Annotated in this window: 12 protein-coding genes and 1 riboswitch; of the genes, 4 read left to right on the top strand and 8 right to left on the bottom strand. The window is 42.0% G+C overall.

The features are described 5' to 3' along the window. The 6 genes from F899_RS15950 to F899_RS12965 form a co-directional block, all read right to left on the bottom strand. Positions 1 to 844, bottom strand: an 844-nt coding sequence (locus F899_RS15950) for a KGG domain-containing protein (RefSeq protein WP_005223192.1), incomplete at its 3' end; no start/stop codon positions are given. Positions 845 to 1,634: 790 nt separating this feature from the next. Continuing rightward, entirely contained in the window at positions 1,635 to 3,080 is a 1,446-nt protein-coding gene (locus F899_RS12985) for a protein adenylyltransferase SelO (RefSeq protein WP_004816105.1), read from the bottom strand. A 125-nt stretch (positions 3,081 to 3,205) separates the two neighbouring features. Next, complete coding sequence (locus F899_RS12980) at positions 3,206 to 4,372, bottom strand: acyl-CoA desaturase (RefSeq protein ID WP_004816108.1); 1,167 nt, start codon at positions 4,370 to 4,372, stop codon at positions 3,206 to 3,208. Positions 4,373 to 4,888: 516 nt separating this feature from the next. Further along, positions 4,889 to 5,602 (bottom strand): glycerophosphodiester phosphodiesterase, encoded by a 714-nt coding sequence (locus F899_RS12975; protein ID WP_005223189.1) that lies wholly within the window; start codon positions 5,600 to 5,602, stop codon positions 4,889 to 4,891. Between the two features lie 145 nt (positions 5,603 to 5,747). Further along, a complete protein-coding gene (locus F899_RS12970; RefSeq protein ID WP_005223187.1) occupies positions 5,748 to 6,332 on the bottom strand; it encodes a cob(I)yrinic acid a,c-diamide adenosyltransferase in 585 nt (194 codons plus the stop codon). 103 nt (positions 6,333 to 6,435) lie between these two features. Beyond that, a complete protein-coding gene (locus tag F899_RS12965; protein ID WP_005223185.1) occupies positions 6,436 to 8,307 on the bottom strand; it encodes a TonB-dependent receptor plug domain-containing protein in 1,872 nt (623 codons plus the stop codon). A 37-nt stretch (positions 8,308 to 8,344) separates the two neighbouring features. Next, positions 8,345 to 8,564: riboswitch (cobalamin riboswitch) on the bottom strand. A 145-nt stretch (positions 8,565 to 8,709) separates the two neighbouring features. Between F899_RS12965 and F899_RS12960 the strand changes: the two genes are divergently transcribed. The 3 genes from F899_RS12960 (at position 8,710) to F899_RS12950 (ending at position 12,218) form a co-directional block, all read left to right on the top strand. Next, a complete protein-coding gene (locus F899_RS12960; RefSeq protein ID WP_004816116.1) occupies positions 8,710 to 9,351 on the top strand; it encodes a phosphoribosylanthranilate isomerase in 642 nt (213 codons plus the stop codon). After that, entirely contained in the window at positions 9,335 to 10,564 is a 1,230-nt protein-coding gene (trpB, locus tag F899_RS12955; protein ID WP_004816119.1) for a tryptophan synthase subunit beta, read from the top strand. The genes F899_RS12960 and trpB overlap by 17 nt, the downstream gene beginning before the upstream one ends. 661 nt (positions 10,565 to 11,225) lie before the next feature. Beyond that, entirely contained in the window at positions 11,226 to 12,218 is a 993-nt protein-coding gene (locus F899_RS12950) for a DUF2804 domain-containing protein (protein WP_005223177.1), read from the top strand. Positions 12,219 to 12,274: 56 nt separating this feature from the next. Here the strand turns inward: F899_RS12950 and F899_RS12945 are convergent, their stop codons facing one another. Next, positions 12,275 to 13,153: a metal-dependent hydrolase gene (locus tag F899_RS12945; RefSeq protein ID WP_005223175.1), complete on the bottom strand. Its 879-nt coding sequence runs from the start codon at positions 13,151 to 13,153 to the stop codon at positions 12,275 to 12,277. Between the two features lie 143 nt (positions 13,154 to 13,296). Here F899_RS12945 and F899_RS12940 point away from each other — a divergent pair, with 143 nt between their 5' ends. Further along, entirely contained in the window at positions 13,297 to 14,337 is a 1,041-nt protein-coding gene (locus F899_RS12940; protein WP_005223174.1) for a helix-turn-helix domain-containing protein, read from the top strand. Between the two features lie 47 nt (positions 14,338 to 14,384). Here the strand turns inward: F899_RS12940 and F899_RS12935 are convergent, their stop codons facing one another. Then, the gene (locus F899_RS12935; protein ID WP_005223172.1) at positions 14,385 to 15,719 is read right to left on the bottom strand and encodes a Na+/H+ antiporter NhaC family protein; all 1,335 of its coding nucleotides are present in this window, start codon (positions 15,717 to 15,719) and stop codon (positions 14,385 to 14,387) included. Positions 15,720 to 15,959 lie beyond the last annotated feature (240 nt).

Below are 15,959 nucleotides of genomic sequence, written 5' to 3'. Positions count from 1 at the left end.
GGCCACGATCGTCATTATCATCGTCGTCATCACGGCTGCGTCCACGACCTCGACTGCTGGAACGACCGCGATCGTCATCATCATCGTCATCACGGCTACGGCCACGACCTCGACTGCTGGAACGACCGCGATCGTCGTCATCACGGTTACGACCACGACCTCGACCGCTGGAACGACCGCGATCGTCATCTTCGTCGTCATCACGGCTACGGCCACGACCACTTGAGCGACCACGATTGTCATCATCATCGTCATCATGGCTGCGGCCACGACCTCGACCGCTGGAACGACCGCGATTGTCATCATCATCGTCATCATGGCTGCGGCCACGACCGCGATCGCTGGAACGACCGCGATCGTCATCATCATCGTCATCATGGTTACGACCACGGCCTCGACTGCTGGAACGACCGCGATCGTCATCATCATCGTCATCACGGTTACGACTACGGCCTCGACCATTTGAGTGGCCACGATCGTCATCATCATCGTCGTCATCACGGCTGCGGCCACGACCACTTGAGCGACCACGATTGTCATCATCATCGTCATCATGGCTGCGGCCACGACCTCGATCGTCATCATCGTCATCATAGCTGCTGCGGCGTCCTGAATGACTACGGCTACCAGCTTCACGGGCTTCTTCTGAGGTAAATTCATGTGCATTACCGCTTCGATGAGCCGCACGTCCTGCTTCTCTGGCTTCTTCAGAGCTAAATTCGTGAGCATTTCCACTGGCATGGGCAGCTCGACCGCCTTGACTTGCTATTTCTCGTTGTCTTTCGGAGTCCATACTTGCAAATCCGCGATTTGAAGTATCGTTATCATTATCTTGAGTTGCCATGTTTTCCTTCCTTTAAATTATTTTTTTCAGCAAAGGTTAATTTGCCTGTACTAAGGTAGGAGCTAAAAGTTAAATACAGAAGGGATATTATGTGACTGAATTTAAAAATAGTAATACCAGTTTTTATTTTTATTATTAGAAAATGAAGAGTTAGTTGTTAATCTGTATTTTTTAATTACAGAGAACGACAATTCAATCTCATTATTTTACGCATAAAAAATATAGAGAGAAGAAAAATAGGAGTTGTGTATATATTCTGAGATGTCTAACTATATATTTAAATTTACTAGGTTAAGTCTGTTAATTATTTTATTAAAATAATAAGCTCAGTTATAAATTTAAATAATTAATAAAATAGAAATAATAATATAAGAGATAATAAATAATTTTTTAGAAGGTGGATAATTTGATCTGCTTCAATAGTTCAATATCTTTCTGTTTCACTCGAGATAAATTGAAAGCCATCTGTTGATAAGAGTTTTTTATCAACTCTTTGATTGGAGAGGCATCGAGATTTGGCTCTTCCAATCCTATAATTTAATGTTTTTTATTCATATGCTAACCGGTGCGGATATAAGGGTAAATATCTCGTAGTATTTTTCTATATTCAATTTTCAGCTTAACTGTATACATCACTGCTCTCACTGAACGATTGGGTACAACTGACCTCATGGAGAGAGTGTGATTTTCAGATGCTATTGGGTGCAAGGTCATAAGCTTTGAATAATTTAAAGAAAAGCTGTGGATAATTTAAATATTATCCACAGCTTAGTGGAAAGTTGTGAATAAATTAAGATGAACAACTCACCATGACTTCTGGGACATCACTTGGTAAAGGGCCTAAATCTTCAGGCTGTTCGAGTTCTGATTGCTTGGTAAATGGCTGGCCAAGTAACTTGAACAGGCGATCTACTTCTGAGAAGTCATCTGCTTCAGCAAGCTCGATGGCTTTCTGGGCCATATGATTACGCAAAATATAATGTGGATTGGCTTTAGTCATTTGCGTATCCAGCTCAGTGGTATCTTGAAACTCGCGAATAGTTTTATACTGGCTCAAGAAACTTTCAAAAGCACGACGGTCTAAGCAATCATCCTTAATGACGTCATACTCTTTATTCTGCAAACGGATAAAGCCTTGCGTGTAGTCCAATTGCTCAGATTGCAAGATACGCAGGAATGCCATGGCACAATCAAAACTGTCTTTGTGAAAACCTGGTAAGCCCATTTTTTGATTTAGACCGAGTTTATAGTGCTCAAGGAAAGTCGGCTCGTAATGCTCTAAACAAGCTGCTAAATCCTGCTTCCATTGTTCCCTGTCATAGTCAGTAGGGCAGAGTGGTACAAGATTATTCAGCCATTGCCATAAATTCCAGTGGGCAATACTTGGTTGCTGTTGATAGGTATAACGCCCTTGATAATCCGAGTGGTTATTGATCCAGTTCGGGCGGAAACGCTCCATAAATCCATAAGGACCAAAGTCCAGTGTAGAGCCGGTGATATTCAGGTTGTCGGTATTCATGACGCCATGAGCAAAGCCGACCAGTTGCCACTTCGCAATCATCACAGCCGTACGTTGAATGACTTTTGTTGCAAATGCCAGAATCGGCTGCTCTGCTTCAAGACATTCTGGATAATGCCACTCAATACATTTTTGGGCAAATTCACTTAAAAGATCAGGTTGATACTGATTAATCCATTCAAAATGACCAAAACGAATATGACACTCGGAAGTCCGTAGCATCATCGCGCCAGGTTCAAGTTTTTCACGCTGAATCCCTTGAGCAGAGGAGGTAAAACCAACAGCATTACTGGAAGCAATACCTAAACAGTTTAGGGCATGGCCTGCAAGATATTCACGAATAACTGAACGTAATACAGCACGACCATCGCCCATGCGGGAATATGGTGTAGATCCAGCACCTTTTAAATGTAGGTCAATAGTCTGATTATTTTTATCTAGAATTTGTGCAATCAATAGACCGCGTCCATCACCGAGCTGTCCCGCCCATTGGCCGAACTGATGCCCGGCATATACCATTGCGAGGGGTTCAAATTCAGCAAAAGTTTTCTGACCACTACAAATTTCCATCCATTCAGCTTTGTCCTGTTCCGACCACTGCAGCTGATCAGCCAAAGCCTCATTGAAATGACCTGCTTTAGGTCCTTTTAATGGAACCGGTTGTTGATGATGATAGAGGCGGGAAGAGAGCGTGTTATAACGGGCATTAAAGTGCATAGCAATCAGATTTAACGTATGTTTAGTTCACTATAACAAAGAATGATAACGAAAACTGTTGATCATTTTTGACCAGCTATAAATAAAAAATGCCCCGAATTCGGAGCATTTGTACAGGATCTAAATTATTCAGATACTGGCGTTTTTTTCAGGTTACGAACCAGTAAATTCAGAGTTTCACGGTGATGAGACAGGCGTTGCTCCACCAGCTGGAATTCCATCTTCAACTTGTCATCCATCTGATGGATTCTTTCAGCAACTGCTGCCTTTTTCACTTGAATTTCTTTTTCTTTTAGCTTAGCCCAGTCATTCAGGGTTTGTGTGAAAGCATCATATTCAAGAGCAATCTTGCTTTTGACATTGGCAATGTCTTCATTAACATCATGACCATACACGGCAAGATCTTGCTCGGCATATTTAAACTTCATTGCCAGCTCAGCTTTCTTGATGTTAAAGCTTGGAATACGGCGTAGGTTTTTTGCCAGACCCAGTTTAGAGCAGGTCCAGATCAACCATTTTGTTGGATCATACTGCCACCATTTCACCCCATTACGGTAATCGTACTGGAAAATGTGATGGTAATTATGATAACCCTCACCCCAGGTGGCAATTGCTAACCAGAAGTTATCACGTGCTGTATTTTCATCGGTATATGGACGTGAACCCCACATGTGACACAATGAGTTAATGAAGAAAGTCACGTGATGGCTCAGAATCAGACGAACTAGACCACCGAGTAACAATACACCCCAGACATCGCCTACTGCCCAGCCAATAGGAAGCAGAATCGCAGCATGCACAGCAATCACCAGCGGTACATAGTACTTGTGCTGGAACATTACGACTTTGTCATTCTGCAGGTCAGGTGCATTTTTGTAGTTCGGTTCTGCTGCCGGATAATCACGAAGCATCCAGCCCAGGTGCGCATACCAGAAACCATTGTTGATCGAGTATGGATCTTTTTCGACATCATCGACATGGCGGTGATGGGTACGGTGACCTGAGCCCCAGTATAAAATACTATTTTGTACAGCAAATGTACCCATGATCATCAAAATGATTTTTAGTGGTAAAGTCGCTTCATAAGCACGATGTGCCCAAAGACGATGGTAACCCGCTGTAATACCAAGACTACTAACGCCAAGTAAAACAAACATACTGATCCAGGCAGCAAGACTGAAATCATGGTGATACGCATACAACGGGATCGCAATGACAGCTACGATTGGCAATGCAACCAAAGCAAATACAGCGACCCAGTTAATTGGGGCTTGAGGTAGGGGAGCATTCATCTCCAACAGCACTCCTGGAACCTAGGAAGAAGATGTCTCTGAACCTAGGAAGGTATATCTAAAAGGCCAAATCCTCTATGATTTATAGGGGATTGAACTTATGCATATTAACATGGGCAATAGGGTGGCACTAGCTTTATTGCACAGGTGTATTGTACTTATGAGTAACAGAATAATTAAAACGAAATGTGACATTTTTAAGCTGTAATAAGGTGCAGTTTTTAACCATCAAAATTAAGAATTTGACCTGTTACGAAGCAGAAAATTTCTATTTAGTTCATGCGTGTATCAGTTTTAGTCATATAAATATAAGGTCGAAATAAATCGTTCTAAAAATGTATCATCAGTCATGACCATTAGGTCCGTACTTTCATGGAAGCTCTCCATAATGAGTACACTGTTAATAAGATTAGATACAGATGTATAGCAATACGTTTACTTAGCTTTTCACTATCTGAGAATTAAAAGAAAACCTCTTAAATCTAAGAGGTGGAGAAAACAAAAAATTTATTATCTTTAGAGTTGCTGCAGCATAAGTCTAGGATAATCAGTGATTAAACCTTGTACACCTAAATCACGTAATTCTTTGGCACGCTCAATATCGTTAACTGTCCATACACTGATATTCAGTTGGGCAGTTTGAGTTGCCTTAATCATTTCTTTGTTGGCCAATTCATTCATCCAGCCAATCTGACAACAACCCAGTTCAAGTGCCTGATCTATGGCTTTATGCTTCACATCGGTTTCAATCAATAAACCACGCTTAAACTGTGATTTTTGTTGTTGTAGTGCAGCATGAATTTTGGCATCAAAACTGGTGATAATAGCTGAATGTTCAAAGCCCTGGAGTTGTTGTTGTAATTCCAGGGTGATTTGTTCTGCGGCAGCTTCGGAAGCCACTTCTTTGATTTCGACTTCGATATGATCAAAATTTTGAATGACATTTAAAGTCTGATTTAAAAGGGGAGTTGGTTCAACCTGATTCCATTCAGACCATTGTACGGCATGATTATATGGAGACAGTTCTTCACGGCTGCATTCATAGAGATGCTTTTGCTGGCCTGTGGTACGTACAAAATCATCATCATGCATAATAATCAAGGCATTGTCTTTAAGTTGACGTACGTCAAACTCAACCGCGCGAATCCCGATTTCCTGAATATATTGAAATCCACCGAGGGTGTTTTCTGGTGCTTCCCCACGCGCACCACGATGGCCGATTATACGCATGTTGCGATAACCTGAAAAAATAAAGATAAATACATGATGTCGAATAATTATGACGGAACAATGACGATATTCTGCGCCATTGGAACTTTATTGCAAAGATCGTCGACGCAGATTTTTCTGTGGAGTTTAATAAGTTTTAGCGGTTTTATTGATCAATAGTTTCATTGATATTTTTCTGCCATAGTACTTCAGAACCGCCTTCAGCACGTTGTAAAGTACGTGAAGCTACAAATAACCAGTCTGATAGGCGGTTAAGTAGTTGAAGTGAGGTTGCCTGAATATTCTGGTCACGGCTGTGTACAGACATGACACTGCGCTCAGCTCTACGGCAAACAGCACGCGCCTGATGGGCATAGCTACAAGACAATGAACCAGCCGGCAAAATAAAGTCTTTCAGCATTGGCAAGGCTTCATTCATGCGGTCAATATCATTTTCTAAAAAATCAATAGATACCGGTTGAACCAAGTTAAAACCGGGAATACAGACCTCACCACCCAAATCAAACAACCAGTGCTGGATTAGGCTAAGTGATTTGTCCCAAGTCGCTTTATCTTCAATTGGACTTATGCTGATCTGTGAGCGTAATACACCAATGGTTGCGTTGAGTTCATCGACATCACCCAAAGCGGTGATACGTAAATCATCCTTAGCAACACGTGAACCATCACCCAGACCTGTGGTGCCTGAGTCGCCTGTGCGCGTGTAAATTTTAGTTAAACGGTGACCCATATGTGTTCCTTGAATTTTTAATGAAGATAATAAAAAAGGATAATGTCGGTCATAACATTATCCATAAACTGCGCTGTTTTAAAGTTTTTTTGCTGTTTAGAGCTTAGTATTTAAAGGTGATACCTGCAGAAGCGAGACGGCCACCGTTGATATAGAATTCATCGCCACCATAAGATGCAGTCTTAAACTTGTTGTCACCGATATTCTGAATATTGGTAAAGACTTTAAGATGCGGATTGAGATTCCAATACGCATTCAGATCAACCGTGGCATAGCCAGGCAGTTCTTTCGAGTTTTTTGAAGCAGAAATTTTAGATGTGGATTTCGCAGTTAATGTCGCACTCAAACCATATACATTATTTTCTAATCCAATCGTTGTTGAAAGCGATTGGCGGGGACGACGAATAAGTTCTAAACCTGTTTGTTCATCTTGAGTTTTGACATAAGCGTATTCAGTACTCATAAATAAATCATCTTTTTGCCATTTTAGACCGAATTCACCACCAGTCATTTTTGCTTTGGCTGTGTTAATGAAGTCTGTTGTTGACGTATTTGTCAGATCGTCCCAACTATAATCAGGCGAAATTAGGTTTTTAACTTTAGTTTGATATAAGGATAAAGATGTACTGAAATGATCCGTTAATATTTGATCTATCCCGATTTCGTAAGAAATACTTTCTTCGGGTTTTAAATTGGGATTACCATTAGTGATGTACGTAGTTCCTTTCCACTCACTACTATCAGAATAGAATAATTGATTCCCAGTTGGCGCTTTAAAGCCTGTACCGATATTGCTGTAAATACTCGTTGTATCAGTAAGGTTATATCGACCTGCAATTTGACCGACTACATGGCTACCAAATTGGTCATGATCTTCTAAGCGTAAACCTGCTTGGGTATGTAGCTGATTGGAATCGTAATTATGTTGAACATAGTATCCGATACTATCTAAATCTTGCTTTTCTCCTTGAATAGCATAGCTCTCGATATGGGCTTGATTTAATGCTGCACCTAAGATGAATTTTTGACTTTCTGAAATCTTCAAATTAAGGTTAAGATCAGCTTCATCACGTTCAGTATTGAACATATAGCTGCTTCTAGATCCAAGTAATTCATCTTTGAAATTCGCATATTGCGCATTTAGTGCAAGGTTTTCTGTAAGCGTTGTACTTGCTTTTGCGATAAGAACTTGGTTAAGAAAGTCTTGAGAACCACCATAATAGACATTGGTTCCCTCATTTTTACTAAAACTTAGGCTGGCGCTGTATTTCTCTTGGTCGAGACCCAATTTTGCGCTGTAACCTTTTTGATCGTATCCTGCATCTTCTTTTGCTTTATTTGTAACGGGAGTTCCACCGCTTTCAAGGCGCTGAGCTTTAATTTGAGCGTATAAACCTGACTGATCTACAAAATCTGCGCCAACAATAGATTTATAGGTATGATTTTCACCTATCTCATTGGTCAATGAGATACCTGTTTTCTTAGGTGTAGCCGAAATCACATTGATGACACCACCAATCGCATCTGTACCATACTGAACGGATGCAGGACCTCTTAAGACTTCAATACGTTCAATATCGCTTAAATCTATATAAGGAATATTAGAGCCACCATCTAGAGCGGTATTTAAACTGACGCCATCTTTTAAAAATAGAAGGTGCTTTGAATCTGTACCACGAAGGAACGCAGATGTCGTTTGACCAATACCACCTGATTGCACAATGTTAATAGATGCTTCTCTATTCAGTAGAGAACCTAAATCTGCAATAGGAGATCGTTGAATGGTTTTTTCATCAATCACTGAAATCCGCGCAGGTACATTTTCTATCTTTTCTTCAGAACGCGTAGCGGTCACTACAATCGTATTTAAAGATGCTCTAGCAATATTTTGTTCAGCAGCATGAATAGAAGATGTGAAACCCAACGCAAGTGCGATCGAACCTACCAAGGCAGTAGGTTGACAATGAAGTGACATGTTAAAGCTCCCTACATTCACTTCCCCGTGAATGATTGAGTTATAGAACACAACAAGCAGGTTTCCGGACTTAAATGTGCAGGGCCGTTGCCATGCTGCCAATCCACCTTCCCACATCTCTATATCGTTGTATGCAGTGGTGTAAACCTGAGGTTTAAACTGATTGACGTTTCATTTTTTACCGTTGCGGGGGCAGTGCTGGATTTACACCAGCTTCCCTAAAGCAGAAAGCTTTGACTTGTTGCAAGTTGAGCGCAGTATAAGTCGAGCATGTCATTTAAACAATCTGAATAAATAAATATCAGATCGAACTTTACGCAAGCTATAAAAATTGCTTTACAATGATTTGCTCAATTTTATAGATCGGCTATGACATTGAGGAAATTTTCGAGCCAAATCAATATGCGAACCCGTGCCAAAATTTGTGGAATTACCCGAGTTGAAGATGTACATGCTGTAGTCAATGCAGGCTGTGATGCGATTGGATTTGTATTTTATCCGCCGAGTCCGCGTAGTGTGACTTTAGCGCAGGCTGAAATACTGATTCAGACAGTTCCTGCCTATGTACAGGCAGTGGGATTATTCGTAAATAGCAGTGCCGATGAAATTCAGACTATTTTAAAAACTGTGCCGCTGGATATCCTGCAATTTCATGGTGATGAAACACCAGAGCAGTGTCAGTCGATTGCCAGACAGGTTGGACGCCGTTGGTACAAAGCCATTCAGGTCAAACCCGGTCTGGATGTAGTAGCTGAAATTCAAAAATATCAGGATGCAGGCGCAAGTGCAGTATTGTTAGACGCATGGCATCCAGATTTAAAAGGTGGAACTGGGCATAGTTTTGACTGGACCACTTTCCCTAAACTCAATATTCCTTTGATCTTGGCAGGGGGATTAAATCCTGACAATATCGAACAGGCAATTCTCACCACACATGCGTATGCGGTGGATGTGAGCGGCGGTGTCGAGTCCGCAAAAGGTATTAAAGACCAACAACTCATCGAACGCTTTATGCAAGGAGTCCTACGTGGATCAGCAAAATAATGTGATTGACTATACCCAATTCCCTGATGCAAAAGGGCATTTCGGTATTCATGGCGGGCGTTTTGTGTCAGAAACTCTTATGGCAGCTCTGGAAGACTTGGAGAAGCTGTATTTCCGTATGAAAAATGACGAACAGTTTTTGGCAGAATTCGACCGTGACCTCGCTTACTACGTAGGTCGTCCAAGTCCGCTTTATCATGCTGAACGATGGTCGAAAGAGTTGGGTGGTGCGCAAATTTACTTGAAACGTGAAGACTTGAACCATACAGGTTCGCATAAAGTAAATAACACGATTGGTCAGGCGCTGCTGGCAAAACTGTCTGGTAAAAAACGTATTATTGCGGAAACTGGTGCAGGTCAGCATGGCGTTGCAACAGCAACCATCGCAGCACGTTTGGGTCTTGAATGTGTTGTATATATGGGCGCAGATGATGTAAAACGTCAGGCCATGAACGTGTATCGTATGCGTTTGTTGGGTGCAAAAGTTGTTGCAGTAGAAAGTGGCTCTAAAACTTTGAAAGATGCCATGAACGAAGCAATGCGCGATTGGGTGACAAATGTTGATACTACATATTATGCAATCGGGACGGTAGCAGGCCCACACCCGTATCCGCAACTGGTTCGTGATTTCCAATCGATTATTGGTCGTGAAGCACGCCGTCAGATTCTGGAACAGGCGGGTCGTCTTCCGGATGCTCTGGTTGCTTGTGTCGGTGGCGGTTCAAATGCGATGGGTTTGTTCTATCCATTCCTGAATGATCAAGATGTGAAAATGTATGGCGTTGAAGCAGCAGGTCATGGTATCGAAAGTGGTAAGCATTCTGCACCATTGAATGCTGGTCATGTCGGTGTGCTACACGGTAACCGTACTTATCTGATGTCTGACGAACAAGGTCAGATTATCGAAACGCATTCGATTTCTGCGGGTCTGGATTATCCGGGTGTTGGACCGGAACACAGCTTCCTGAAAGATATGGATCGCGTGAAATACGTACCGATCAATGATGAAGAAGCATTACAAGGTTTCCGTGATCTTACCAAGATCGAAGGTATTATTCCTGCGCTAGAAAGCTCACATGCGATGGCATACGTAACCAAACTTGCTCCAACGATGTCTAAAGACCAGATCATCATTGCCACTGTTTCAGGTCGTGGTGATAAAGACTTGATGACCGTTGCAGGTATTGATGGCGTGGAAATGGTTGAGATGTAAATAATCTCCCTAACCCTCTTTACGAAAGAGGGAATAACCCTCCTTTGAAAAAGGAGGGTTGGGAGGATTTAAAAATCGTATTCAAGCAATTGAGTGCGATTTTTTTATGCAATAAAAATCCTCCTTCTTTGTAAAAGGAGAGGGAGGCAAGGATTGAGAGTTACCGCCTTCTTTTTAATGCTTACGTATGAGCAGATCGGTTAGACAATATAGATGTTGCCGTAAGGCTGAGGTATAGGGATATACTTGCAGTCATTACAAAATAGTTTTGTTTCTTATGCCAAAACAAAAGTAAGGATTTACTAAAGAATCAATATGCAGACTTATAATGAAAATGGGTGTGTGAGAAACATGCTTCAAAAACTTTTCTTCAGGTAGATAGTACTTTGGAAAAGCCCAAAGTAACCAAAGGCTTTTTAATCAGCAGACATTACATCCTGATAATGCTGCTCAATGACCGACATCCATGTCGCAAAAAATGTCTCTTATACAGATAACTAAAATTTTGGATCCTCCGAAAAAGAATAAGATTCAAATGAAATCAAATTCTTGCTAGTAATTTGGCGATAAACGGTAGAAAAATTTCCTTATCAAGACTAAGGAATTAGCATAATATTGAACACGGCTGTATAAACTCTCCGACTTAGATGGAATGCCTTATATGGATTTAATTCAGGCAAATGGACAACCCCGTTACGGACGTTTCAAAGAAATTCCCAAAAGTATTGATTACAACGCTTACCAGTACAAAACTCCTTATGACCAGATTGTTGCCGGCTGGCGTAAGCATCTTAAATACAAAAAATTCAAATTCTGTAGCATTCAGCATGAACACTACAGTATTGGCGTGGCGATCGCTGATATTGCCTGGGCAGGGCATGGTTTCTTCTATATATATGATCATCAGACCAATGAAGTGCGGGAATGGAATGCGATCAATTTTCTGTCACGTCACACTGTTTTAGATGAACAGCCGCTGTTTAATCATAGTTATTTTCATAAATCTCCATACCAGATTGAAATTCAGCATGCCAATGGTGTGCGTTATATCACTGTGACCAAATATGGAGATATAAAGCTGAGTGCCCGGATTTTCTGTGCCGGAACAGATCCACTCAGTATGTGTAGTCCAACAGGTATTAATGGCTGGACTTATACCCAGAAATTAACGACTTTGGGCTGTGAAGGACATTTTGTTAACAAACAAGGGCAGACCATCCAGTTTAATGAACGTACCTTTGCTTCACTGGATGATACCTGTGGTTTTCTGCGCCCCGAAACAGCATGGTTCTGGTTATCCTGTAATTTCTGGGATACTAGGCAGAACCGGATTGGAATTAATCTTGCATCAGGCGTGAATGAAAGCTTTGGCAATGAAAACTGTTTATGGGTCAACGGCAAGATTTATGCCTTGACCGACGTGCTGTTTCAGCAGGAGTCAGAAAATCAGTGGAGTATACACTCACTGGATGAGAAGCTGAATTTGCGTGTAACTACGGGCTGGCGCCGTTATGAAAATCTGAATCTGCGTCTGGTCGGTAGCCAGTTTAGCCAATGGCAGGCACGAGTATCCGGGACCATTCAGCAGGATGATCAGGAATATGTATTGCTAGATGAATATGCTTTGCTTGAACAGCATTATGCCAAATGGTAATCATCAGCAAGAAAAAAGCCTTTAGTTAAAGGCTTTTTTTTTATTATTTTTATTTTTTAGTCTTTAGCTGCTCGCCAGAATGCTTCACCCGCCTGAATTGGATCATCGGTTTCACTCAGTGTTTTTACCCAGACATCGTATTGAGCAATCACGGGATGCTGGCTAGGATGGAAATCCTTTTTAAACCAGTCACGATACTGTTTGCCCATACGGGTCAGCTTGCCTTTTCTGCCAAAGAACCATGGCAGGCCGCGAATATTCATCTGCAGACGTTGGCGTGGCGTAAAGCCGTCATGCTTTAACATCACATTGGCCCGATAAATGGTAAAGCCGATCATCAATATACTGGTCCATGCTAAGGTGAACTTTCGTAGATTTTCTGGTACATCACCTACTTGTTTCATTACATCAAACGCAACATCACGATGTTCCATTTCCTCGATTGCATGCCAGGCAAATAGAGCTCGCACATAAGGATGCGCTTCTTTCAAGGTGTCTTTATAAGCATAGAAGGTTTCGGCCATCAGCGCAGTCATATGCTCAGCCGCAGCGGTCATGGCAATGTTGTATTGAGGTGAGCGTTTTTCCAGTTCGAATTTAAAAATTCTGTTTAAACGCTGAATGAATTGATCTACCGGCATACCTTGCTGTTTCATGATCTGGTTCATCTTTTCATGCGCAATACCGTGTTGTGCTTCCTGACGGATAAAGTCAGCTACACGTTTTTGCAGATCAGGATCGGTAATTTTGTCGCGGAACAGGCGTACGCTTTGAATGAAGTAGCGTTCACCATCCGGGAAAGTCAGGCTCAAGGCGTCAAACATACGGGTCAGGAAAGGATCACCGCCAAACCAGAAGCGAGGAATTTCATCAAGTCTAAAGTCAAGATTGGTGCGAACCACCGGCTGTACAGTTGTTTTTAATGGTGCATTCATCTTTTGTCATTCTTGTTGATGTCGATGCTGACAGTATGTCGACCATTACACAAATTGTTTTGACAGTTATTGCCAATTTTTATACATTTTACGCCAAATGAAAATAAAACTTGTCAAATTGCTGCACTCATCGAGAATTACACATGCAGGACATAAGAATATCAAATGGTTATATTCAACTGTGGGCTACGCATCTGCGCAGCCTGAATATAGAACCCCTGCAGGCTGATTTTCTTGAAGATCTAAATACTCCACTGCGCCATTTAATTGACCAGCCTTTTGATACTGAAGTTCCTCTTGAGTTATTAAACACAGTTATTGAAAGGACCCAAACGTATCTGCATTGCCCGCAATTAATTTTTGAAATTGTCCAGTCTATTCGTCCAGAGCATTTTGGGGTATTGGGTTATATGGCCTCGAAAAGTAGCAGTATTTCCGAGATGATCGGTTATATCATGCGTTTTCAACGGCTAGTAGTGGATGGTAGTGAGTTTGTCCCTCTGCAGATAAAACAGCATGAACAAAGTATTGAACTGTACTGGGATTTTCTGCATGAGAAATATCAGTTGCTGAATGAGTTAACGATTGCAGCGATGGTGCAACTGGGTCGTTATATTTTACAGGATCATCCGCTGGTACTACGTTGTGTTCGGTTAGCTCATGCACCGTTGATGGCGCAACGGCATTATCAGAAATTCTTTGGCGTGGACGTGCGTTTTTCTCAGGCCTATTATAGTTTTGAGCTGGACTTACAAGATTTACAATTCAGGTCAGAACAGGCTGATCCGATGCTGTTACAGCTGCTCGTCCGCCAGGCTGAAGAAGCCATTGCTACCAAGTCTTCAAATGAATCAATATTACAGCAGGCACGAAAAATTATTGCTGATCAGCTACGTACTGAATATCAAGCAATTAAAATTGAGCAACTGGCACAGCAGCTATGGATGTCATCACGGAGTTTGCAGCGTTATTTAAGCGAGCAGGGCAGTTCCTTTAAAAAGTTGCTGGAACAGGAGCGAATGAAACGCTGTGAGACGCTATTACAGCAGGGACTTAGCCTGACTGAAATTGCTCAACAGCTGGATTATTCTGATCAATCTGCATTGGCGCGTGCCTATAAAGCTGCAACTGGGCAAACACTTTTACAGGCACGAAAACTCTTCAAAACAAAGGAAGAAAAATAGAAATAAAAAAGCGACCCATAAGGATCGCTGATTTTTACTTTTACTGCTTAAGCATTTGCTTTGACTCGGGGAAACCTAAACGCAATTGCCAGTACTGCAAAGATCGCCAGAATCCAGCAATAATAAACGCCACCAATCAATTCTACCGGAGACAGCTTGGCAATCGAACAGGCCAGCAATAGCTGTGCGCCGTAAGGAATCAGACCTTGAACTACGCAAGAGAAAATATCCATCAAGGCAGCAGATCGTTTTGGATCAACGCCATATTCTTTTGCCACTTCACGTGCCATATCACCAGACAAGATGATCGCCACGGTATTGTTGGCCACAAACAGGTTCGAAAAAATTACCAGAAAACTGATACCAATTTCACCGGCACGTTGACGGCCAACTTTAAATAAACGGGTTAGCGCATAGATGCGTTCAATCAGCCAGCGCAGGCCACCTTCACGTTGCATGATGGCGGACAAACCACCGAGGAACATCGACAGCAAAGCGACTTCAAACATTCCCACAAAACCATCATAGATTGAATTATTCAGTTTGAGCAGATCAAATTCGGCTGTGGCAAACAGGCCAAACAAGCCGGAAAGTAGCACCCCAATGGTCAGTACAGCCAGAACGTGTAAACGGCTAAAGGCTAAAACAAAAACCGCAATATAAGGCAGGACTAATAGCCAGTTAAACTCCTTATATTCCACGCCGCTTGTTGTGCTAGTGTGAAAGAAATAAATCGCAATAGTGACAATTGATGCCGGCACCGCAATCCAGACATTGACCCGGAACTTGTCCCGTAACTGGACTTTCTGGCTGCTGGTCGCTGCAATCGTAGTATCCGAGATCATCGACAGGTTATCACCAAACATTGCACCGCCGACGACCGCACCAATGGCATGAATCACGGTAATATCCGTGGCTTGAGTAAAGCCAAAGGCAATCGGTGCACAGGCAGCAATCGTCCCCATTGAGGTACCCATTGCGGTGGCAATGAATGCCGAAATAATAAATAGCATCGGCAAGACTAATTCTGGTGGAATCACCGATAGACCCATTTGCACGGTGGCATCGACACTGCCAATGGCACTGCTGACACTGGCAAATGCTCCCGCCAGCATAAACACCATGAACATCAGAATCAGGTTAGGGTGACTGGCACCTTTAAGAAATTCTTCAATGCCCTGGTTGAGTTTGCCGCGATACACTAATGCAGCCAAGATAATCGCAGGCAGGGCAGCAACAGGCGCTTTCACCTGATAGAACGCGAACTCGGTTCCAATCATGGTGTGATAAATCCCGCTGCCTAAAAAGATTGTTAAAAATACAATAAGCGGCAACAGTGCAATGGCCCGTGCCTGCACTGTAGCTTCTGAATCAGTCTGCATAGGAGATAGAAAAGTAAAAAAGTGCGCGTAGTATAAAGCAGGTTTTGCAATTTCAGAAAACTTTAAATATATGCGCTAACACCTGTGTTTTTATTCAGTTTTTAGTGATAAAAATAAGTTTATCTAAACATTCAATATTTTACAGAATAGCGAAATTAGTCATCTTTGATCATTGAGAAAAAAATCAAAATATTCGTAAATACTGTCTTTCGGGTTGTTCTGAAATCTTCGCGCAGGAAA

It is taken from the genome of Acinetobacter sp. CIP 101934, from assembly GCF_000369585.1.
Taxonomy (GTDB): Bacteria; Pseudomonadota; Gammaproteobacteria; order Pseudomonadales; family Moraxellaceae; genus Acinetobacter; species Acinetobacter schindleri.
This window is presented reverse-complemented; position numbering and strand designations above follow the sequence as displayed.